This window comes from Paraglaciecola sp. L3A3, from assembly GCF_009796765.1.
GTDB lineage: Bacteria > Pseudomonadota > Gammaproteobacteria > Enterobacterales > Alteromonadaceae > Paraglaciecola.
In genome coordinates this window covers 5,209,908-5,234,472 of record NZ_CP047023.1, presented here as the reverse complement: position 1 = coordinate 5,234,472, position 24,565 = coordinate 5,209,908, and the positions used below count along the sequence as shown (strand labels likewise).

Annotated in this window: 13 protein-coding genes; 3 read left to right on the top strand and 10 right to left on the bottom strand. The window is 38.3% G+C overall.

What is annotated here, in order from left to right; all coding sequences use genetic code 11:
• The first annotated feature begins 48 nt into the window (after positions 1–48).
• The 3 genes from GQR87_RS21785 to GQR87_RS21775 all read left to right on the top strand — a co-directional run bounded on the left by GQR87_RS21785 (position 49) and on the right by GQR87_RS21775 (position 7,850).
• The gene (locus GQR87_RS21785; protein WP_158972767.1) at positions 49–3,252 is read left to right on the top strand and encodes a hypothetical protein; all 3,204 of its coding nucleotides are present in this window, start codon (positions 49–51) and stop codon (positions 3,250–3,252) included.
• Positions 3,252–3,908: an outer membrane beta-barrel protein gene (locus GQR87_RS21780; RefSeq protein ID WP_158972766.1), complete on the top strand. Its 657-nt coding sequence runs from the start codon at positions 3,252–3,254 to the stop codon at positions 3,906–3,908. Before GQR87_RS21785 ends, GQR87_RS21780 begins: the two co-directional genes overlap by 1 nt.
• A gap of 105 nt (positions 3,909–4,013) precedes the next feature.
• Positions 4,014–7,850, top strand: a complete 3,837-nt coding sequence (locus GQR87_RS21775) for a hypothetical protein (protein WP_158972765.1) — start codon at positions 4,014–4,016, stop codon at positions 7,848–7,850.
• Positions 7,851–8,509: 659 nt separating this feature from the next.
• Here the strand turns inward: GQR87_RS21775 and GQR87_RS21770 are convergent.
• From GQR87_RS21770 to GQR87_RS21725, 10 genes are all read right to left on the bottom strand, one after another.
• Complete coding sequence (locus GQR87_RS21770) at positions 8,510–8,788, bottom strand: RICIN domain-containing protein (protein ID WP_233267359.1); 279 nt, start codon at positions 8,786–8,788, stop codon at positions 8,510–8,512.
• Positions 8,789–8,832: 44 nt separating this feature from the next.
• Positions 8,833–11,277, bottom strand: coding sequence for an RICIN domain-containing protein (locus tag GQR87_RS21765; protein WP_158972764.1), 2,445 nt, complete (start codon positions 11,275–11,277; stop codon positions 8,833–8,835).
• A 220-nt stretch (positions 11,278–11,497) separates the two neighbouring features.
• Positions 11,498–12,544, bottom strand: a complete 1,047-nt coding sequence (locus GQR87_RS21760) for a TolC family protein (protein ID WP_158972763.1) — start codon at positions 12,542–12,544, stop codon at positions 11,498–11,500.
• 214 nt (positions 12,545–12,758) lie between these two features.
• Entirely contained in the window at positions 12,759–13,610 is an 852-nt protein-coding gene (locus GQR87_RS21755) for a DUF1080 domain-containing protein (protein WP_158972762.1), read from the bottom strand.
• A gap of 319 nt (positions 13,611–13,929) precedes the next feature.
• Positions 13,930–15,858, bottom strand: a complete 1,929-nt coding sequence (locus tag GQR87_RS21750) for a sulfatase (protein WP_199271661.1) — start codon at positions 15,856–15,858, stop codon at positions 13,930–13,932.
• A gap of 197 nt (positions 15,859–16,055) precedes the next feature.
• Positions 16,056–17,552, bottom strand: a complete 1,497-nt coding sequence (locus tag GQR87_RS21745) for a sulfatase-like hydrolase/transferase (protein WP_158972761.1) — start codon at positions 17,550–17,552, stop codon at positions 16,056–16,058.
• Between the two features lie 38 nt (positions 17,553–17,590).
• On the bottom strand, positions 17,591–19,405 hold the full coding sequence (locus GQR87_RS21740; protein ID WP_199271660.1) for a sulfatase: 1,815 nt from the start codon (positions 19,403–19,405) through the stop codon (positions 17,591–17,593).
• A 130-nt stretch (positions 19,406–19,535) separates the two neighbouring features.
• Positions 19,536–21,089, bottom strand: coding sequence for an arylsulfatase (locus tag GQR87_RS21735; protein WP_158972760.1), 1,554 nt, complete (start codon positions 21,087–21,089; stop codon positions 19,536–19,538).
• 7 nt (positions 21,090–21,096) lie between these two features.
• Positions 21,097–22,998 carry an alpha-L-fucosidase gene (locus GQR87_RS21730; RefSeq protein ID WP_158972759.1) on the bottom strand — a complete coding sequence of 634 codons (1,902 nt, stop codon included), beginning with the start codon at positions 22,996–22,998 and terminating at the stop codon, positions 21,097–21,099.
• Between the two features lie 123 nt (positions 22,999–23,121).
• Entirely contained in the window at positions 23,122–24,531 is a 1,410-nt protein-coding gene (locus GQR87_RS21725) for a sulfatase-like hydrolase/transferase (protein ID WP_158972758.1), read from the bottom strand.
• Positions 24,532–24,565 lie beyond the last annotated feature (34 nt).

Sequence of the window (24,565 nt, the reverse complement as noted above, 5' to 3'; positions counted from 1 at the left end):
TGAAGCACTGATGACTTCAGCTACAAACAAATAATAATGGAGCCAGAAATGACTGCTCGTTTATCTTTTAATAAACTAAAAATGGTTTGTGTTTTATTAGGCTTTTTTTACCTAAATCCAACCAGTGCCGTTGAACCTATATTTTTGAATAACGCAATAAAATCCAATGAACTCGTACCTTATGGTTTGCACGAAACTGTAGATGACTTAGCCTTTTTAGGCGAAGCCTCTGCTGGTGATGCTATTCAACAAAGTATCGCAATCGACAGCAACAATACTGTTTATGTCGCCCATATGAACTTAGAAGACAATAAAGCCTATGTCTTAAAATTACAGAATAACAAATGGGTTTCTGCTGCCGATGGTGATGGCGCTGATGGTCAAGCTCCTACTATTGGTGACGTTTCTACAAATGAATTACGTGCTAAAGTCCAATTGTCAGAGGACTATTCCGATACTTGGGAAAAGCCTCATATCGACAATAACATTTCATTGGTACTAACCATTGGCCCTGACGATCTACCCTATCTTGCCTACATTGATTTCGACACGACCTTAGTAGTACATCGTTTAAACACAGTCGATGATGTTAGCACATGGGAAAAAGTGGCTGAAAAACCACTGACTAAAGCCCATAGTTTACGTTTTGACATTGATACAAATGGCATAATCTACGCTTTATTGTCAGATTACTTCTCAGCAACAAATGCCTATTTGTCATTAATCTCTTTTGATCCATCATCAGCTTCATCTGTTAATGACTGGCAATCTGTTGGCGGTTTTACTGATGTAATTGCCGCTACAGAGAACTCTTGGGATGGCTATAAAACCACTATCGATTTCCAGCTATCGACTGATGGCACACCTTATGTTTTATACGAAAAAGCCGCTGATTTTGGTACCGCTACTAATGGAACATTACTCCTTAAAAAGTATGCACAAGACGCATGGCAAGATGTAGGTATAGCTGACGTTAATAGCTCTGAATTAAATTCACTAATTGGTGCTAACGCTCGTATGGCTGCATTATCTATTGACCAAGAAGGTGCGCCTTGGGTGATTGCAGAAAGCTTTTGGAACGTTCGCCTATCCGCAAATAAATTTGATCAGACTGCGAATGAAGGAACTGGCGCATGGGTAAGAGTAGGTGTTAATCCATTAACAACTGTCACTCATAGCCAAAATGGCAGTGAAAATGTTGCCTATGGTGACGGTACGCAGATCAATACGATATTTCAAACAGGTGCTTACAACAACCATAACCAAGCGCCAAATCAAACTAGAGTCGCTCATGATAGTCAAGGCACACCTTATATTATTTACCAAGATTATAACTCCCGTAATACACAAACTAAAATCCGTGTTGCACGTTTAGAAAAAGAAATAATTGACGATGTAGAGCGAGATGTTTGGCGAGAAATGACTATATCTTCTTTTGCTTTGTCAGCAGACAATGTGGGGCATTTATATTCTAAATATTTAGATATTGATTTTGATAGATATGACAGACCTTATGTGATTTTTCAAGATAGTAGTCGAACTAAGAATTCACGCGTATTGCGGGCAAAAATAACCAATTCAGTGACAACCCCCATTAATTTATCGGTCCTAGAAGGGGAAAATAATGCAGGCAGTTTTGATGTGGAAATTGAAACATTTACTCCTATATTAGATAACGTCACCTTTACCTTAACCGGCACAGACGCAAGTAAATTTAATGCGGCTGATTGGGCAATGGGTCGTCTAGTATTAACTGATGATTTCGCCCCCGACGGAGCTCGTTTTACTTATCCAAGTTACTCTATCAAGATAAGTGCTTCTAATGGCATTGATACGACACCAGAGATACCTGTAATTGTTTCCTTTGAAGCAAGTACCGATCCCGATCAAGTTGCCGCTAGAGGATATTCATTTCAAACATTTAATTGCGAAGAACCTTGCAGTATAGAAATTGATGAAAATCAAACACCATTATTTGAAAGCATTAGAAGTAAAATTTCATATTTTGAAATAACCGGTGACTTACCAGATGGTATTTCGTTTGACACCACAGATGCCAACGCTAGATTTGAAGGTAAAGCCGCATACACGGCTGTCAGAGGTGCGCCAACGAACACACAAGATACCTACCCTATCCAATTAAAAGCATACCCTATTGATGGCGCGAAAAATGACGGAACTAATGAAATCGCAACTCCCGTTAGCATCGATTTAAATATTGTTATTAATAATGTACCTATGCAACTGTTAGCCGCTGATTATGAACAAACGTTAAATGAAAATGAAAGTTACACTTACACGCCAACGTTTACGGCTGTGAAAAACTTCACTTTTCAACTAGATGAAACAAATAACATTGGTGATACATTAAATTGGGGATGGTTAACCCAACAACATGCCACTAGAGGTACTTTAGCAGGTGCACCAGGTTTTGATGCTGCCGATAGTTATACAGGTACTGTTACGGCCACGGGATATGATGGTGAAGAAGATATTTCAACTTTTACTATCACCATCAATCAAGTTGATCTAGCGTGGAATTTAAGTACAACATTCACTCCAACACAAATTATTTCAGAAGATGTTGATACCCGTATCTCTGGCACTTCAACTATTGGATATGTCGCGACTAAAAACATACGGACAGAAGGATTACAAAGTTTTGCAACCTTTGAACCAGAAACTGGCGATGTTGTTTTACGTCCTAGCTTTAAAGATGAGGGAGATTATAGTTTTGTGCTTTATGCAGAAGGTTATGACAATGAACCAACATTAGTCAGTGTGGTTAATTACACGGTCAAGCATACCAATGCCCCACCTGTGGCGTTATTACCCAAATTGGTTACAGAAGGAGGTTTAGCCATTTCTTTAAATGTACTTGATTATGCAACTGATGAAGATGGTGATTTTATTCGATTTATTGATGGTATTGACCCTAACAGTTCAGGAGAAAACTATTTACGCCATACGGGATATGGCGAACTTATCAAACTAGAGAATGGGTTTAAGTATATACCTGCTTTAAACGACCCAGAAAAGATCACGGTTTATTATGCACTTGAAGATAACGCCAGTGATAACCACGAAGATGTCACTGAAAATGCCATTAGTACAGGGGCGGTCGATATTGAAATTAATCAAGTAGAACGTAAAAGGTTCACTCAAAATGTCAGTGGCGGTTCACTGGGGCAAATTGCAATGTTTCTGTTAGCCTTTGTTTATGGTATTCGTTTTTATAAGAGGAAAGCATAATGAAAGTATTTTTAAGCGCAATATCATTAGCGATGGTTATTTCCACCTCCGCTCTAGCCGCCTCAACGTCGCCTTGGTTTGTACACATAGGCACGAGTACCATGGTTGACTCAGAGTCAGAACAACAAGCACTTATTAATTTAGAATCGTTAGGTCATCAACCTGAAGACTACACATTTGATTTACCCAGTGGCGGTATTCAACTCGACCTTGGATATACAGTGAGTGAAAATTGGGCACTAACATTTGGCTATATGGAATTTGGTAAAAGTACATTCATAGTCGATGTAGACACAGCTTACGCCGATGAAGCGATTGGTGAAATAAATAAGGCCTTACCACGCTATGGTAATGGCCTAACAAGCTCAGTTATCTATTCGTACCCTATCACCCCTGAATTTAATATCTCGGCAGAGGCTGGCGCCTTGTTACTAGAAAGCCAATATGAAATTAATTATGAAATTGGAGTAAATGAACAAACAAATGAACCCATTATGTACAGCGTTACAACATCCGACACATCTCTGCAATGGTTTGCAGGAGCGGGCGTTAATTACGTATACAAAAGTACCTCATTAGGTTTGTATTATCGCCACTATGAAATCGATCGTTTAGGGTCACAATCGGTTGGTGTGCGATTAGGCTACCACTTTTGATCACGAGCATATGGTATTAAACAATTCTAAAAGCGATGTTTAACACGGTAGACAGTCTCTTATGTGGTTTCAATAAACCACATTCTGATAGAACAATGAGAAACAATGATGAAAACAAGAAATTCATATATATTTAGTACATTAGGTGCCTTATTAATAACACTCCCATTCAGCGTTACCCATGCTAGCGCTCCATTTTTTCTAGAAAATAGTAGTATTAACAATCACTTTGATCTAATTTCTACACCTTCAACAACAGTAGGTATTAACCATTTATCCTTAGCGATTGATGCAAATAATAAAATAGTCACAAGTTACCAAACAGGTACAAAAGTTGATCTTGCTATATCTGATGATCAAGCTACATCATTGACGCAAGATATTAGTGCGCCCACAAATATTGCCAGTAACAGCTTTCAGCAGGTTGTTGTTAACCCTATGGATAACAGCCTAATATTAGCCTATGTTCAAAGTGACGGTGTGGCACTCAAACGTAGTTTTGATAACGGAGAAACATGGTCAGATATCCCGTCTTTACTTACCTCTGGAGAATCACCTGCCTTAACACTCGCTGATGGTGTAACAGTAAAACATTTCAAAATGGCCATAAACAATGACGGAGTGGCCTATTTGTATTACGGGGCATCAACCAGTGCATATAATACAACCTCAGGTGACTTATACTCATACGATTTTTCCGCAAGCGAACCCGCAACCAGTTGGACCAAAGAAACACCCTCTCAATTTATTACTGGTATGTTTGGTAACGATGGCCGTTACAAGGTCCCTTTTTATGATCTTGCGATTAACCCTGAAGGCTTACCCACTTTTACTTTTCGTAGTTTCGCTGGCGCTTACGAAGATCCTAATTACGGCAGCATGCCCGCCCACCGTATTTTTCACTACAGTAAGGTGTTCAATAATGAGTCACAGAGTTATGAATGGCAGCTTAGTTTAACTGGTACGGTCACCTATCCAAGTTATTTAAGTACGGCATTTGATGCTGACGGTACCCTTTATATGTTCACAGTATTGCAACATGCAAATCAAAAAGGTGGCCATGTATATAAATCTAATGATCAGTTCAACAACTGGACTTTAGTAGGACAGGCCAACCTTGTGCATACTCTAAATGATACCGGCAGTGCACAACGAGCTACCGCCTATGCTACGGATGCTCTGGATATCGCATTTGATAGCCAGAACACGCCCTACATAGCTTATCAACAGCGCGATAATTCATCAGCCCTCAATGCGCCAATACAAATAGCGACATTAAGCGCAAGTGGAGAACAATGGGTTAAAATATCTTATGAACTAAGTGATATTACTGGTGGTTCTGCAGCTACAGCTGATCATGATTATGTAAACCTACAAGTCGATAACTTAAATCGTCCCGTTGTTTACACCAATACAGCCGGTGATGGCCATGACACCCTTGGTAAAGTACTGCGTATGAATTACAGTAAAAATCAAGGTGATATTCCTGTTGATGTTAACGAAGGTGAATTAGCCGTAACTACGCTGACTGCCATTGATGAAGATGGAGACGATATTGCTTTAAGTTTATCGGGGGAAGATGCTGACTTATTTACTATCACCCAAGAAACAGCCGCTATTACCTTTAAAAAACAGCAGATCGCAGAATTCTCTGATGAAACCTATCAGGTGACAGTTAATGCGGCAGCTAGTGATGACGTGACCAGTGTCAACCTTATCATTACATTAAAAAATACCACCGATGATTTTGATAATGACTTAAGCCCTGATGGGATAGATTTTAATCCTTTAGACCCAAACACTTGGGAGGATGTTGATGCAGATGGTTGGGGGAATGATGCAAACGGCTTAGGCTCTGGCTATGATGTAGATGATAATGACCCGCTAAGGTTTGCAGAGGATTTTGACCAAGATGGACTCATTGATGCAACAGAAGATGATGATGATGATAATGATGGTGTTTTAGACATTAATGATCAGCATCCGTATAACTCGAATGATGAATCAACACCTATTTTTTATCTTAATGGTACAAGCTTATTAACCAATGACTATTCCTTTGATGCATTAGCAGCATTAACAATTGAAGCCACTGGTATTTTAACCAATATTCAGTCTTTTATTGAAGCCCATATAGCCAATACTGGTTTAACAACAGTGGACTTACATGATGCCTATAATCAACAGCCAATACCCGAAATCATTGTCGCTGAACCTCAGTTAAACAAAAAATCTGGGCAGTATACTATTTCGCTCACAGCTACAGACTCAAACAACAATACAGCGTCAATCGAATTGCCTATATTTATTAACCCTATTATAGAAATGCCGACAACTCAGCTATTAGACGCAGGCAGTTACACCTTAACAGTACCATTTAAGTTGTTAGGTAACGCACCAGCCTACCCTGTTGTGATCCATTACTCGGTTAGCATAAATGGCACATTAACTGATCATAATATTGAATTAACCAATGGGGATAGCCCAAAAGTTATTACAATTGACTTAAGTGCAGAGCCAGTTCTGGTAGCGGGTGATAATATCGTTATTACATTGACTGAAGCGAGCCATGCTGACGTGCAAGAAAATACAGCAACGACTGTAACAATTGTTGACGAACCATTTGCCCCAGTTGTAACTTATAATGTGACACAACTTGATGCCGATGACGTTGAACAACCCATATCGGTCATTGGTGGTAGTAGCGGCGATGTGAGTGTTAAACTTAATATCAGTGATTTAAATACGGCTGACACCCATTGTGTTACCTTTGACGACCTTAGTGGATACCTAACCGAATTACCGAGTTCACAAACTGACAATTGTGAAACTAAAGAATATTACACCTTTAACCCTAGTAGCTTATCTCTTGCCAGTGGAAACTATCAACTAAATGCGACTGTTAACGATAGCGACAATTTATCAACCACTATCACTATTACCCTAGCCGTCGATACTGAATTAACGAGCTTACTTATTGATAGCGATCAAGATGGAATTCCTGATGATTTTGATAACGCTCCAACAGACGCTACTCGGCTGCAAGTTTCCACGGATCAACGTTTAGACTTAGCGGTAACACCAGGATTACAGTTATCTATTGGTGACATAGCTTTAAAACATGGTAAAACAACGGCTGTGGTTTCAAAGCTTGAATTAGACATTGATGATTACGACGTCCATTATCAAGCTCTCTCTAACATCAATAACTTCAAAGTGACAGGTTTACAAAAAATAGGAGAATCTGTAGCCGTTATTGTGCCATTAGAAACCATCATTCCAGAGCATGCTATTTACCGAAAACATACACAGTTAGATGGCTGGTTTGACTTTTATATAGATGATCAAAACACACTTTCATCTGCAACTAAAACGGCTGACGGCAATTGTCCTGCGCCTTTCAATAGTAACTATGAATTAGGTTTAAATGAAGGTTATCAATGTATTCAATTAGTGATACAAGATGGTGGTAAAAATGATGCCGACGCAACTATCAATGGTATGGTGTCTGACCCTGGCTTACTCGTGACTGAGCTGGACAATATCTTACCTGTTATAGAGACAATTGGTGACCACGTAGCTACGAGCGGTCAAGCATTTAACTTATCAGCGATTGTATCAGATGCTGAAAATGACGATCTGACCTATACATGGAATCAATTAAATGCAGATGCCGAAGTAACAGCAACGATAGTTAGTGATACAACGGAATTTGGAAAATTTATCGCCCCTGACGTATCTCAAGAGACTGAACTTACGTTTACACTTACTGTTAGTGATGGCCGAGATAGTATTGTAAGCAATGAATTCAAAGTTATCGTAACGGCAATAAACGTTAAACCTGTTGCCGATATTTATCGTAACTCGGGTTCATTTAATTGGATAATGACATTGTTACTGTTGGCAGGGCTTAGTGCCAGAAACAGGAAAAGTAAGGCTTAATAATATCATTTCAACCTTGAATGGATGACCATTCGAATAAATAAACAACCGTTGGCTATAATAGGCCAACGGTTGTTTTTATTATTCAAAGGGGAATGATAAATCAATCACCCTCGCAGAAGACAGCCTCTAAGGCTTCCCCCAAAAAAAGTACCACTTCTTGATATCAGGTTATAATTTTTCAGAACCCCTAGTAGAAATGCTCTTAATCACTTGTATAAACTGACTTGTGAAAGCTTTAGCTCTACAAATACTTATTGCCGATACTTGGGTATGCATACAGAGTGAGACATCAGCGATATAGGTTATGCCTATTCATCTGAATTTCCATGTGATAAATAATATAGACAGGAAAAATCCCCAGTTATGCTATTCAGCACGGGATAAACCTACTCGATAGTTACGCTGCGCTGTTACAACCACGAAACTAACCAAGAAAACCTAGCTGATTAGAGCAATAACTATATTCTCAGCCTTCAGCTACTAATATTACGGCGTCTGTGAAGAAAAATGTAATATTAAGTAAGTAATGCTTCACGCAATGTTTAATATGCAGGTCTTGAATCGCATTGAGTGTTTGAGTGAAAATGGACACGGTCTTTGTAACAAAAACCGTGGAGATAATAGATATTTTATAGGATGATGTCGCCATTTTGAAATTATGGCAAGTAATTTAATTGCCAATGTTGACTACTATTATTTTCATCGGTCCACAGAATTAGGCTTGCTTCTGATGCGCTAGAATGAACGCTAGGTGTGGCCACTAAACCGCTGACATGATTTTTCAGTCTGTATGAGCCGTTTGTATTAGCAAGTAACTCCCATAGTTGTGCTGGATTATTTGAATCCAGCCAAATAATTAATGATGTACCAGGATTACTTGAAAATTGAGTTGGCGTTAATAAACCTCCACTGCTTTTATGGATTATTTTATACAAGTTACTACCTACATCGATGAGTTGCCATTCTTGTAAATTTGTAGCTAAAACAGTTTGTTGTACAACGCCACTCCCATAGCTGCGACTGAACTAGAAGGTGTAAACATCATTTGACTGCTGCTACCAACAATTTGATGAAAATCGCTTGTAACGGAACTCTGTGGGGCTTGCTGTCCTATCATCCAAACTTGAGCGCTGTTATTTGAGTTAGTATATTGAATAAGTGTTGTATCAGTAGCCGCCGCATAGTTACTTGGGGTTACTACAAAGTTGCTAGCTCTGTTTTTTAAAACGGTGACACCACTTGAATTAGTTGTCTCAGAGAAATACAACTCCCAATGTTGACTATGGTGATTTGTATAAGAAGCTAAAATTAAAGGCGCTCCTGCAACTGTAGACTGATTTTGTGGCACAACAACAAGTCCACTTTCGATATTTTTTAGTAAATAATAACGTTCATCGACGGGGATAAGTTCCCATTTTTGCTCGTCAGTGTTTGTATTTGTCATTTGTACTAGAGGTGTTCCAGCGGTATTTGAGTGATTTTGAGGAGCAAACACCATTTGACTGGTCTTGCCATATATTTGGAAAACATTGGCTTGGGGGGTAGTGACGGCATCCATATTTACCCCAGCATTATTAATGATATCTACGGCTCTATCAGGCCAATTATTATTTTCTACAGCAATATTGAGCCCACAGACGTTGCTGTAATAACATCTAAAAATATTAAGTTCTCTAGAGTAGTAATTATTTCGAATAAGATTAAAATTACTCGCATAATAAGCAACTTCGTTGACGTCATTGGTTGCCATTAACCACTCACCAATAGATCCACCCTCACTGCTTATAACGTTATCTTCAACGCTGATGTATTCTGAACCATTATCAAGATATATATAGGTATAAACATTTTTCTGCCCGTTAATATAATTAAACTTTATGGATGAATTATCTTGGCGTCCAAGCGTGTATATACCCCCTCCATCTAAATTCACGTTCATATAGTTGTAAATTCGATTTGAGGTAATGGAATTACTGCCAACTGCATCGGGATTGTAAGTGTTAGTTTCTTCTGGGCCTCCCCAACCCCACCCCACTGAAATAGGAGTATACGGGAGATCAAAAAGTGTATTGTGAGCAACTATCAAATTGTTTACATATCCACCAAAAATTCCAACAGAATCAGTCATTTCTTGGCCTACAAGAGAAATCACATTGTCTGAAATAGTGTTGTGGGTGACACGATCTTCAGGATTTACAGGATTGTAATTTGTTGCCAAATTAATATTGCCAATGCTAATACCATTAGATGAGATATCTGCAAAGGTGTTGCCTGTAACTAAATTATGTTGGCTTCCAATATCAAAGGCCAAGCCTGAGGTACCTAATTTATTGAATGTACAATTTTGAAATGTAATATGTCGTGCATATTTAAAATGAACAGCTGAGGCAGATAAATCTTCATATTCTGCAAGACTTGAATTTTTGTAAAACAAAACTCCAGCTTGGTGTCCTACTCTACCTGCATCTTCAAGAGGCTGTAGGGAGGTTGTATAAGAAAAGGTGAGTCCCTCGAACTTAATATTTTCTATCAGTTTAGTAGCGCTTCCTGCTAAATTTCCTTCAATCAACTTTTCTAAACTGGGTAGTGTAAAAGTAAGATTGTTTAAATTCGTTTGGCTAGCCAAAGGTTTATAGTAAAGATAACCAGAGCTTCTATCGAGATACCATTCTCCTTCTTCATCAAGCAGCTCATATGCATTTTCTATGGCGTCTATACTATCCATGCCAATACCCCATTGGGCATAATGTCTAGTTGCCCGCCAAAAATCATCTTTAAGTGTTATTACGTTACCAGTCACAGATTCAACAGCCCCCCATTGCATGGTCCAAACTTTGCGTTGACGTATTTCTATATCAGTAATGTTGCCCCAGCTAGACATAGAGGAAAAAGTACCTGTTGAGGGTGCATTAAAACCTTCTGCGGCATTTAATGTAAAACCACTAATTTGTGAGCTTGAGCTTTGTGCTCTTTTTGCTCTAACGCCATTTACAAAAAGATGCCTAGAGTAGAAGTTGGTACCCACATAAGCTTTGTAAATCCCTTTACTGGAATCATGAAGTTGCCAAGAAGAAACAGCTATTCCACTACTAATAATAGGGATTTCACCTGGGTAATTCTTATAAATAATATTGTATCCATTACTACCAGAGTCTTGTTCATAAAAAGTTAACGTATTATCTAGAGTATGGGTTCCTTCTCTCAATACTATAGTGATATCTGCTGTCATATTTTGATTTATGGTGCGTACTGTATCGCGAGCTTTTACAATGGTTGCAAATGGATGAGACTCGTCTCCGCTTGCAGTATCAGAACCTGTTGGAGAAACATAGTAGGATGTCGCGTATAGAGGAATAGACAACAAGCTTAGTAGCAAGAAACAAAAAATAGCACAGCTTTTCATATACATTTTAGTATTAAGCATTTAATTACCTTTTTATTATTGAAATGACGCCAATAATTAATAATGGTTTTATCGTTATGATGAACCTTCAATATATCAACAATAGTATTGTTAACTTTTCTGTGCGCTGCGCTAACGCTAGTTGCTGCTGGATATTTTCAGCAATATTTAACAATTGCTCTTCGTTGATTAGCACTTGGTTTACGGTAGCAATTGCCTCTAACCAAACTTGTTGATAATCCTAAATAAGTGCTTCTAACTGCAATTTTCTTTGTTTAACAACAGACTTTCTTTCACCACTATCAAATAACGGCATAGCAAGCGACGCAATTAGATTTCCGGACCAGTCATCAAACAAGTCGCTTACTGAATTTTTTGATGTGGAATAATTAGATCGTAAAGAAATACGTGGGTATTGATTAGTTATGGCAATAGCGAGGTTCTCATTCGCCGCTTTTATTTTAGCGAAGGCTTGTTCTATATCTGGCCGGTACTTCAATACCTCAGCCGGCACACCAATTACTGGTAAGGCTGGAAGTGCAGGTAATACCTGGTTAACCTTGATATTTAATTCATTGGTAGGTATCGACAACCATAAGGCTAAAGTTTGTTGATACAAAGATAAGTCTGCTTGATTTCTTGATTGTTGGACTTCAATAGACTTAAGTAATTTTTGTTGCTGCCATATATTAGTGACTGAATTTTTGCCCATTTTAAAACGACGCATAATGACTGCTAACGCGTCTTTGGTGCGTTGGTTCTGCTCAGCTAAAACCAACTTCTTTTCTTGCGCAGAAATCACTCCTAACCAAGCATTGGTAATATTACCAGCCACTAAATTAGCACTGCCTCGATATAATGATACTTGTTCTTGATCACTCCAGTTAGATCTATTGACAGTGGCGTCAAGTCTGCCCCACAAATCTATTTCCCAACTGGAACTAATTCCCAACGAAGCACTACTTACATCGCCCAAGTTATCAAAGTTAGATGTAGCACTGGAGCTTAAATTTAGGTCAGGGTAAAGGGCAGCACCAGCAATTCGAGCATCAATTGCAGTACTTTTTAATCTAAGATCTCTGGCCTGTAAAGAATGGTTATCATTGAGACCTTGCCTAACCACTGCAGATAAATTGCTATTATCAAAACTGTCCCACCAATTTATATTCGCATCGGCATCACCTTGTACAATAAACGCCACAGGTGTGTTGAGGGAGGCAATACTGACTTCATTATGTTGGGCACAAGATGATAAAAGTAGAAAAATAGAAAGTTTTATATATTGCATAATAATTATAAAGTGGTGCCTAGCAAGTATTGTATGTATTTACGCAGATTTAACTGCATTGTGTATAAATCAGTGAACTTGCTCCTAGCTAATTAGCATTCAGGGATTTATGTAAAAACACACTTGCTTAGTTGTGATTGTTTAGGTATTTGTGACTTTATAACCAAGTGATAAAGTCACAAATTATTAAATTAGCGATATTCAAACTAGGGTTTTATTTCAAAAAATCTTCCATCGGAGCACTTTCACTGAGCTCTTTGATTTCTATATTGCGATAAAAAATCTCAGCAGTTTCGGCTTGAAAGCCTATAATGCCGGCACTAGGTTTGAGTTGAGTGGCTATATTAACCACATCACCATTTAACTTATGGATTGCGTATTCACCACCCATGACAATAATTTCAACTAGATTCCACTTATCATTTAAAGCATTAAAGTTATCGGTCTCATTAGCCAAATGTAGCCAGCCCTTCACTTTGGTCTCTGTGCCACCTTTGTTTGGATGTAAAAATGACTGGCCATGGGCAGAACCTACAAATTTGGGATTTTTTAAGGTGCTTTTACCATCAGGGAACCATAAATAGTCAGCACCATTAGGGCGGATCAAATCTCCAGAATGATTACGTTTGCTTAGGTGGTTGTATCGAATTTGATATTCGATCCCCTCAGGCCAAACATCATCTTTAACGACATGATAATAAACACCTGCATCGTACTGCCATTGCTTAAAGTTATTGGCAATCTTTGTGCCCCATTTATATTCAAACCTTAAAATATATTTACTGTATTTTTTCTTGGTATAAAACAAACCATGGGTGTCATTTTCGCCCGTATTGAGTTTATATTCTTCAGGAAATTCATCATTAAATACATGAACAGCTCTATCCTCAATGGCGAATACTTTATTCGCCATAGCTTCATCGCCACTACGTAGTTTTAAGTAAAAGCCATCAAAGTTCTGTCCATTAAATAAAGGTTTGAAGCCATTATTTTCTGCAGATGCCTGCATATTTAGTGCGAATAAACTCAAGGCGATAACAATGATTTTATAAAACTGATGCTTCATAGATATATATTCCTTTAACTGCCACAAAATAATTTATTTAGACTGTAGTCGGTATGTTTTTATATTTGAAATAATATACTGTATAAAAAAACATAAAACACAAGGCTATCCTGTTTATTTTTGCAACATTAAATTTAACTTTGGCGATATTATTTTTTACAAAAATAAGACAAGACTTTTTATTTATACAATGAACGACAAGTACTCCTTAGGCAGCAGAATTAATTCAAGATAAACATAAAGTTGTTAGGAGATAACCAACAAAGAAAGTAGATAGAAGCACTACAAAATTTCACTATAGTGCTTCTTTACATATAAGTTATTTTACCGGAATAGCTTTGCTTGCAAACACTTTAGTGTATTTTTGATATCCAGCTTCTGGGTAACTAATTAAAAAATTATTTTCATCAATTAGATTAAAAACGTAATGACTGGTTCCTTCCGGTAAGGTTCCAGATACTTTTCCATCCTTGTGTTGCATAGTAATTGGCAACCAAACTTCACCACGCACACCTCCATTGGTTGTATAGATAAGCTCTGCTTTTACCACTTTGGCACCATTATTTTTATAGGTTAACCAAACATTTTCACCTGCTATGCCATGGTTAATTACAGTCGGTATTTTACTTTTATTAGGTAAAGGCGTCTTAGCAAGTGGGTTTAAATATGGATACCTCGCATTTAATTTATCTAACCTTTGTTGTAAGAGCTGATCCATCTCTTTGGCTTTTTGTGGCATTTTCTCAGCCAAGTTTACAGACTCCTCAATATCAACGCGTTTAGAACCGTTTTTATATAGTTGATATAATTCTAAGGTGGCTTTTTCTTCAGAAGCCTCATATTGGCGAATTAATTTATAACCATCAATACGGATCGTAGACTGCATAGAACTATTGGGAAAATGCCACATCATGGTATCTCTAACCTTTCCAGTCCAAGGGTCTATCACTAAATTTTGATCGGTTGGATCTTGTTTCAGTAAAGTTGATAAATCAGCGCCATCTAAAATTTGTTTGGCTTGTTTTTGCGTGCCAGTCCAACTTAGTATTGTCGGATAAAAATCAACACCATTAACCATCACATTTGATTGTTGATTTGCTGAAATATTTGGACCAGTAATTATCAGAGGTACTCTCACCCCCCCTTCTTTGGCATTTATTTTGCCTTTATCTAAAGGATAATTATCAGTAATAATTTCTTTTGTATGTTGTTCCATACCACCATTATCTGAGGTGAAAATCACATAGGTATTTTCAATTAACTTATGTCCTGGCCATCTTGGATCATCTGTTTGTTGTAAGTACTTAATCAATAAACCGGTGTAGTGATCTATCATTTCAACCATAGCGGCATAATAAGCATTCTGTTGACCCTGTTCGTCCCACACATCTTGTTTTTTCGGATACTCTACGCCCAATTTTGCATAGTATTTACGTAATAATACTTCGCTTCTTGTTTGGATAGGGGTGTGTACTAAGCGAGAAGAATAAAACAGAAAAAACGGGCTGTTTTTAGCTTGTTCCATAAAATCAAGGCCATCTTGGGTGATGTCATCAAATGGGAAGCCTTTATCATCTAAGTAAAATGGCTCAGAAGTATCTGTGGTTGAAAATTCTTTGGTTCTATCCTGCATGCGCTTATGCGCCCCAAAACCATGTTTTGAGAACTCAAATCCTTGCTCTGTAGGCAAAGGTATATCCGTTCCAGCAACTCCAACATGCCATTTGCCTGAATGGCCTGTTTTGTAACCATTTTTCTGCAACAATTCCGCAATTGTTATTTCAGAGGAATCTAACGCCCCTTTCATCCAAGGGCTAATTAAAGGAGACGATTGATTATATGGTAAAGGGGGATGCCCACCTCTTACGCTAGTTCTTTGGATACGTACAGGATGTTTACCAGATAAAATAGCTCCCCTAGAAGGTGAACAAGTGGTAGCCGGAGAATAAGCCTGCCAAAAAAGAACGCCTTCATCAGCTAGTTTATCGATATTAGGAGTTTCGAATGGTGAAGGTTTATCAATATCGTAACGTTTTACGTCTTGCCAGCCTAAATCATCGGTTAGGATTAACATTACATTGGGCTTCTCTGGTCTTTCGTTAGCCAATGCTTGGGGTAAATTAAGACAAAATAGCATTGAAAAAATGATCATTTTAGAGACTGTTTTTAATTGGAAAAATCTAAGCTGGGCAATGCTTAATCTCCAATAATTTAGTAATTTAAAATGCAATAATTTAATTTTTTTCATAACGTTTCCTGTTACTAATCTAAGTACTGGTATTCAGTGAATGAAACAAATAACAATTGATATTTTCAAGCACCAGAAAGTTTAGTTCTGGTTGGCCAAACACATCATTGTCATGCTACGTAAGCGACTATAAGTCAAACTACTAATCATCATTTTTACTAGTAGGTTGTTTTCGAGTGTTGTTGTAATCAGTAAGTCTATTCGTGTTTTGCATTGCCTTTAGATAAAGGTAATGCAGGTACTCCATTTAGAAAATTAGCTAATACCTGACTCACATCTAAAGGATCATCAATTGCTTTTTGCAGTTCGAGAAATTCACTAAATAATTGTCCCATCAACTTAACGGGTTTATTTTTAGCTTCGGCCAAATCATGCATTTCAAAGGGATCATTTGCCATATCGTACAAACGCACCACATTGGCATTGGGATAAATAATTAATTTATATTTTTCAGTGCGGTACATACGTTGTAAATGGGTGTAAGCACCATAAATTGCAGGATAAGCACTACTATCGGTTTTCCCTGTTGCAAGAGGCAGCAATGAATGAAAGGCTACATTTTCAGGTACCTTAGCGCCGGCAAGTTCTATCGAAGTAGGCATAACATCTTGCAGATATACAGGCGCGGTTACTTGCTTGCCGTGGGCTAAACCTGGGCCGACGATAAATAAGGGAACACGTATACTACGGTCATACATATTTTGTTTACCCATAAAACCATGATCACCTACAGCTAAACCATGGTCGGCGGTAAATATGATGTAAGTGTTTTCTTCTTTCCCTGTTGCTTCGAGTGCTTTAAGTATACGACCTACCTGTTCATCTAAATGGCTAATCGAAGCATAATATTCTTGTAAGTTCGTTTGTACTGCGAATTTAGTGCGTGGGTGTGGAGCCAAGCGTTCATCTCTTAAGGTTTCAGGCGCACCGGCATGTTCATTATAGGGGTAACTTGTTAAGAAATTTTCAGGTACTGTGATATTTTTAACTGGGTACATATCCACAAATTTCTTTGGCGCTTGGCGTGGATCATGGGGGGCATTAAATGCCAAATACATGAAGAAGGGTTTGTCACTGTTTTTAGTTTGTTCTAAAAAGTTTTGACCGTCATCAGCAAGTACTTTACTCCAATGTTTACCACCTTGCCAAAAACCGCCTTTTGACTTGTCATAGGGAGACCATGTGTCAGCTTCTCCTTCGATAAATTTTCGGCGATAACGAATCGGTGTTTGTTTAGGCATACCAGCACGAATATGAGTGCTGTGATCAAAAAGTGCTTTTGCCGAAACAGGTACATGCCACTTACCTGACATATAGGTTTCGTAACCTGCATCTTTTATATATTGGCTCCAATAGGCACTGTTGGAATTAGTACTGTTAGCAGCAATTTTATTACGAGAGGGATATTTAGCCGCTTGCCAAAGAAAAGCTCCAGAATTTAACATCATTCTACTCGCCATACATACAGCTGGTGAGTATGAACCTGGATTATAAGCATGGGTAAAACTGACTCCCCGTGCCGCTAAACTATCAAGATTGGGAGTTTTAATATCCTTATTGTTAGTTCCCAATGATTTATACATTTGGTCATCAGCAAAAATGAACAATATATTCGGTTTCTCGGCGGCTGAGGCATACCCTGAAAATAAGGCTACGGCATAAAAAGCTATCACCAAGATTAATTTTTTATACATACCAATCCTTAAAAATTGACGACTAACGGCAATAAAAATTAAAGGGATTTGTACTTATCGCTTTTTACTAAGAAATTATTTTCATCAATTAACACAAAAAGGTAAGCATCATGACCTTCTGGAACATGGCCTGAAACTGTCATTTTGTTAGAGTCAATTTCAACTGGCAACTTTTTATACGTCACTACCAACTTGCCACGTTTTTCCCGTTTATCACTGCCTTTAGTTTTAGCTATTTCAACCAATATATAGGCTTCTTTTAACGGCGTTTTTCCTTTTGTTAAGGTGATTTCAGCCATACGTCTAGTTTTGTTAAAGGTACTTGAAACAACGACAGGAACAGCTTTTCTCGTAGCTATATTATCCTCATGTTCAGGGTTTAAGTTAGGATAAATGGCATTATTTTCTGCTAATAATTGCTCCAAATTAGTTGCCAATTCTTTTACCACTTGGGCATATTCAGGCAGTGCCGCTAGGTCATTTTTTTCTTCAATATCAAAGCGCTTACCATCTTTATATAATCGGTATAAAGAATAATGATTATCTAGGTAATACTTATGAAGTTTATAGTCACCCTGACGAATAGCCCCACGCATTGAATCGTCTAGATTATGTGGAAAGTGCCAGAATAAGTTCTTTCGCACTTCGCCATTTTGATCAGTGACTTGTTTATTTTTATCTTTAAGCACCGCAGATAAATTAAGTCCGCTAAGTTTATCGCTGTCTTGTTGAGAAATTTTAGTGTCAGTTAATTCTAAAATTGTTGGGTAGTAATCAAGCTGATTCACCATACCATCATATGTTACATCTTGAGTAACTGTAGGTCCTGTCACCACCATAGGTACTCTAACACCACCCTCTTCAGTATGTTTTTTGCCTTTATCTAACGGCAAGTTATCTGTGATGATTTCAGTGGCATGTCTTTCTGCGCCGCCATTGTCTGATGAGAAGAAAATATAAGTGGTTTCAATTAGTTTTTTTCCTGGATTACGTGGATCATCAGTTGTTTCAAGTAATGACATTAAACGACCTAAACTCCAATCAACTGTTGTTACCATGGCACCATAATAAGGATTAGTTTGACCTTCTGTAGTGATAGGATCAGCATTTTGAGGAAAAGGAATACCTAACTTGTCTGTATAATATTCAAGTAAAGCTTTGTTTTTAGTCACTATAGGTACATGTACCATCCAGTGGGCTAAATAAAGAAAAAATGGTTGTTGTTTATTCTCGGTTACAAAGTTAAGTGCATTCTCTGTTACTAAATCAAGTGGATATGAAATACCTTGTGGGTGTTTCTTACTAAATGGCGGATACTTTTCTTTGCTTAAAGGAAATTGTTTATTGTCAAAGTCTTTATGACGCGCTTTACTTCCTGTATGTGCCCCTCTTTTTTCAAATGAAAAATCAAAGCCATAGGCCGCTGGAGAATTACTCGCGTAACTACCCATGTGCCATTTACCAACATGGCCGGTTTTATAACCATTGGCTTTTAATGCTTCAGCTAATGTCAAGGTTTTAGGGCTAAGATGATCATTAAAATATGGAGCAATTAATTGGCTGCGTTTATTAATTGCTTTAGGAATACCCGCACCACTTACATGAGTAAAATTTGTTTTAGCAGGATGCTGCCCAGATATCAAACCACCTCTTGATGGTGCACAAGTAGGTGCAGACGAATAAGCTTGAGAAAAGTTCATTCCACGCTTTGCTAACGCTACCATATTAGGCGTTTCCCAAGGCGTAGGTTCATCCACATCGTTTAATTCAGAATCTTGCCAACCTAAATCGTCAACATAAAAAATGATGATATTAGGCTTATTAATTGTGTTGTTTGATTGGATTGCCTGCACGCTGCAGCTCACCATTATAATGGAGATGAATCCTAAAAACTTGTTCATAAAGCACCTTGATTACTGTGTTTTTGTCATTTGAAAATCCTAGCTGTCTAATCAGCTAGGATAAGTTAACTTAAAAGAATAATTACTTCTTGGCATGCGGGGCTGACCAGCCTTGGCTTTGAATTGTCGTCAGCTGTTGCTGTAATTCACTGACTTTTTCAGGATGTTTTTCAATTAGGTTATGGCGTTGCCCACTGTCACTAGCCATATCAAATAATTGACCTTTAACATTATCGTCACTCACATAACCATGCCTTTTTTGCCAATCAGAATAATTAAATCTTTCTAAACGACTATTCTCATTACCTGTCTTGGTAGCGATTAGGGTCCAATCATTACTACGAATGGCATATTTCTCGGCGAAAGTATTATGTACCAGAGAGTCACGACTACTGACTGGGGATTTACCCGTCCATAGTGGCAGTTGGTTAAACGAGTCTTCTGCGGCATCATTAGGTAAGTCAAAACCCACCAGATTAGCGAGTGTTGCCATGATATCAATTTGTGAAACTAACTCATCAGTTTTGCTGTTAGCTGGCACATTGTTAGGCCAGCGCACTATCATAGGTACTCTATGTCCACCTTCGTAAATATCACGCTTTAAGCCTCGATAAGGATACGATGACCAGTGCTCAAATTTTTCATCTCGTAAATAAGCATAATGTTCAGGCCCATTATCCGAACTGAAAATCACTAAGGTATTATCTTCAATCCCAGCACTTTTTATGGCTTGTAATAACTGGCCAATAGAATCATCTGTTTCTACCATTAAATCGCCATATGGGCCGGCTTTAGAAGTATTATCAAATCTGTCATTTGGAATAATAGGTGCGTGGGGTGACGGATAAGCAAAGTATAAAAAGAAAGGTTTGTCATTCTTTGCATGCTGCTTAATATAGTTAACACCTTTTTGTGTTGTGGTAGGAATATTTTCATAAGGATTCCAACCAGTGATCATTGGCCCTTTGCGAAACTCCATATTACCTTCTTTGACTATCCAAAGATCTTTATCAACCATAGTGTCTGGCGTTTGAGTCACTTTATCATTCTCAATCCAAACATAAGGCGGGAAGTTAATTACAGTATCACCGAAGTAATAATCAAAACCGTTATCTAATGGTCCACCAGGTATAGATTTATCCCAATCAAAATCATCTGGCGTCACACCTTTTTTAGGCCGTCCTTCTTTACGAACCGCATCCCAGTCCCAACCTAAATGCCACTTACCAATAGCGGCTGTGTCATAACCTTTTTGTTGTAACATTTCAGGTAGCGTCAATCTTTCTGGAGAAAATGCCGATGGTCCAAAAGCCTGCACTATGCCGTGAAATTTACGCCAATGATAACGCCCAGTTAGTAAGGCATAACGTGACGGCGTACAAATGCCTGATGAAGAGTGAGCATCTGTAAAACGCATGCCTTGCGCTGCTAATTGATCTAAATTGGGGGTTGGGATTTTTGAGTCTTTATTAAAACTTCCTAAATCCCCCATCCCCATATCGTCAGCATACAAGATGACGATATTAGGCTGTTTAGCTAGAGGTTGTTCTTCATTAGCCAGCTCTGTTAACGAGCAAGAAGACAAACCCACTAACATTAATACCTTAACTACTGAAGATAACATAATTTTTTTCATGAAAATCTCACTCAACAATCGGAGTTAAATGGATAGCTTTAAGGTTGATGCCGCCTGAAACGACCTTACCTTTTGGTGTTACTGTTATCGCTTGTTTACCTGCTTTAAGATTCACAACGCCTACTTCATCAGTGCGGTAACGGTATAGAGTTTTATGTCCGCCTTGACGCTTAGAGTTTCTGCGCTCTCCAGTATCTAGTGCTTGTAACATTAATTCTTCACCATTAAATGAGAATATCCACTCGCTAAAATCAACTAGTTCATCGGCTGAATATTCTACTTCAAAGAAATAATCACCGGCCTTAGCTACATCAACTTGCCATTCACCTTTGCCATTATCTTTCCAAGTCCGCAGATTATTAGCATAATTCCAATCCCCGAATTTTTGCATCCAACGAATTTCTTCATTAGTACAACCATTACAACTAGCAAAAGCTGAATTTAGCGTTGTTTCAATACTTGGATCAATACCAATAGTTTTATCTACTTTTGGCTCGCCTTTAAGCTCGACAACAATTACCGGTACTAAAGATTCAGGTTTATTTGCTGGTAAAGTAAAGCTGGTCCAACCATTGGTTTGCTTAGCAAAGTTCACTTCACCTTGGTCTTTATTAAATAAACCGCTTAACAATCCAGGCTCTTCTGTGTTAATTACACGTGCAGAAACAATGTCATTACTCAAGCCTGATAAATTAATTTTTCCATCTTCAGGCCAATCAAACACATGTAAATAAAGTTCATTCCCCTTAGTGGTAATATCGCCCCATGATTGAGCTCGTCCCCAAGGAGATCCTTTAGCACCATAGATTGTTTCGCCATTTTGGGCTAACCATTTACCTGCACGGCGTAATCCTTTAGCTGCCATTTCCGGTACTTCACCATTACCTCTTGGGCCGATATTAAGCATATAGTTACCGCCACGACCTACAGTCGCAATTAAACGGTGTAATATTTCTGTGCCTGATTTCCAATTTTTGTCATACCAAGCATCACCCCAGCTATTATTAGTAGTATCAATGGTTTCCCAAAGGCCAGGGTGGTTAACTTGTGAAAGGCTATGGTCACCTAAGGTAGAGAAATCCCCCACCCCATTACCTATTCGACTATTTATCATGGCTTTAGGTTGTAAACTTCTCACTAGATCAACTAGTTTTTGAGATTGAGCTTTAGTCATGTCTCCAGGCGTATCAAACCAAACGGTGCGAATTGGACCATACTGAGTGAGTAATTCAGTAACTTGTGGAACCACCTTTCGCTCAAAATACTCGGTAAAGTCCCCTTCTTGCTTTTCAGATGACCAAGGAATACTGGCGCTACCTTGTTCATACCAATCTTGCATTTGAGAATAATAAAAGCCCAAGCCAATACCCGCTTCTTCACAGGCATCAGCCAGCTCTTTTAATGGGTCGCGTTTAAAGGGAGAGGCATCGGCAATATCATAGGTACTGCTTTTAGAATCATACATAGCAAAACCTTCATGGTGTTTTGCGGTAATAACAATATTTTTCATGCCGGCATCGACTGCCAATTGCACGATAGCTTTAGCATCAAATTTTGTTGGATTAAACTGTTTGGCTAATTCTTTATATTCTTCTTTTGGAATACCAGCCACGCGACCAGACATTAACCATTCAGAAATACCGTAATAGGTTTTGCCTTTCCATTCACCAGCGGGAATTGAAAAAAGCCCCCAGTGAATAAACATAGAATATTTATCTTCAGAAAACCACGCACCACGTTCAGCGTTAGCATGTTTAGCTTTATCTAAACTGCTGTCACCCCACATTTCATCCATAGACTGTGTTTTTTCAACCTCACTGTCTTGAGAATATACAGGTGCAGATAAGACAGTTGATACAAGTATCACTCTTGCTAATGTTGCTGCAATTTTATTTTTAGTTAACATCATTGGTGTTCCTATTACTATTTTATATTTGTTTCTTATTCGACAGGTGAACTCATTTTTTGCTTGAGCTGTATGCAAAAACTCACGCTGGTTTATTTGCAACAACATACTGCGCTTCAATATTGCCTAATTTACTTTTCTTTGCTGCGAAAGTGCCGACTTAGGTGGTGCTGTAGGCAAGGTTTTATCCCACTCCAGCGCTAAGTTTTTTAATTTATTTACAATCCGTGGGTATTGGTCAGCAACGTTCATAGATTCAGCACGATCTGTCATCAAGTTATATAATTCAATTTGGTTTTTATCTTGATAGAAAAACAGTTTCCAAGGACCTTCGCGTACAGCAAGCATTGGCTTTTTGCCTGACGCTTTACCGTATTGCCATTGCCAGAACATAGGTTTTTCACGTTCTAAAGTACCACCTAGCAATAAAGGTAGAATACTTTGACCGTCAGATTGATAACCTTCTGGTAACTTTGCCCCTGCTACATCAGCAAAAGTTGGTAATAAATCAACTGCAGTAACCACCGACTGAGTATCAACCCGTCCCACAGGCACATGTCCAGGCCAACGCACTAAAAAAGGCACACGTAAACCACCTTCATAAGTGTCGCGTTTTTGACCACGTAGACCTGCGGTTTTTCCGACACTAAAATAGGTACCTAAAGGTTCGATACCTTCAACTTTTCCATCTGGATCGTTAGGGTGAAAATATTTACTTTTAGGACCTGTGACTTCCGGGCCATTATCACTAGAAAAGACCACTAAGGTGTTCTCTGTTAGGGCCAATTCATCTAATAAATTCAAAATTTTACCGATACGTTGATCCGCACCATCAACCACAGCCGCGTAAACTTGGTCCTGTTCATTTAAGTGAGTATATTTAGCCATGGAATCTTTTGGCGGGTAATGAGGTGTATGGGTTTCATGGATCCATAAATTGATGAAAAAAGGCTTGTCTTTATTACGCTTGATAAAATCTAACGCATCATCATAGAGTTTAAAGGTATCTGTTTGTGGACCTGGGCCGTTGAAAACAGCTGCTTCGTCATACCCATACTCAGAAGGCAATGGTGCATCTTTTACATTTCTGTTGGTTAAATGCCATTTACCGAAATGGGCCGTTCTGTAACCTGTTTGTCGCAACACTTTTGGCATAGTTACAACTGTATTGTCTAACCAATCAGGCATAGCGAAGTTTTGATGATGCTCTAGGGTTGCAAAGTGGCGATGAACACTATTTCTTGACGGATACTGTCCAGTTAATACTGCAGCTCGGCTAGGAGAACATACTGGATTAGAAACGCTAAACTGATAAAACTCAGAACCTTCTTCAGCTAATCTGTCTATATTGGGGGTACGTATATCTGGATGACCGTGTTTACTAATATCTCCCCAACCTAAATCATCAGCAAAAATGAAGATAATATTCGGTTTTTCCACTGCTTTTTCAGTTTGTTTGGCATAAGTGGCAGAGGTGGTTAGTACTAAAAAGAGGCCCGTAATAACACTGGTTAACCTTAATTTACTGAATGTCATAATTTTTCCTATCGTTTATTGCTAGGCAGCTGAG

Bases quoted from the DNA above. Each gene is read 5' to 3' on its own strand.
- GQR87_RS21785 (WP_158972767.1), top strand. From the start codon at position 49: ATGACTGCTCGTTTATCTTTTAATAAACTAAAAATGGTTTGTGTTTTA.
- GQR87_RS21780 (WP_158972766.1), top strand. From the start codon at position 3,252: ATGAAAGTATTTTTAAGCGCAATATCATTAGCGATGGTTATTTCCACC.
- GQR87_RS21775 (WP_158972765.1), top strand. From the start codon at position 4,014: ATGATGAAAACAAGAAATTCATATATATTTAGTACATTAGGTGCCTTA.
- GQR87_RS21765 (WP_158972764.1), bottom strand. From the start codon at position 11,277: ATGCTTAATACTAAAATGTATATGAAAAGCTGTGCTATTTTTTGTTTC.
- GQR87_RS21760 (WP_158972763.1), bottom strand. From the start codon at position 12,544: ATGCAATATATAAAACTTTCTATTTTTCTACTTTTATCATCTTGTGCC.
- GQR87_RS21755 (WP_158972762.1), bottom strand. From the start codon at position 13,610: ATGAAGCATCAGTTTTATAAAATCATTGTTATCGCCTTGAGTTTATTC.
- GQR87_RS21750 (WP_199271661.1), bottom strand. From the start codon at position 15,858: ATGAAAAAAATTAAATTATTGCATTTTAAATTACTAAATTATTGGAGA.
- GQR87_RS21745 (WP_158972761.1), bottom strand. From the start codon at position 17,552: ATGTATAAAAAATTAATCTTGGTGATAGCTTTTTATGCCGTAGCCTTA.
- GQR87_RS21735 (WP_158972760.1), bottom strand. From the start codon at position 21,089: ATGAAAAAAATTATGTTATCTTCAGTAGTTAAGGTATTAATGTTAGTG.
- GQR87_RS21730 (WP_158972759.1), bottom strand. From the start codon at position 22,998: ATGATGTTAACTAAAAATAAAATTGCAGCAACATTAGCAAGAGTGATA.
- GQR87_RS21725 (WP_158972758.1), bottom strand. From the start codon at position 24,531: ATGACATTCAGTAAATTAAGGTTAACCAGTGTTATTACGGGCCTCTTT.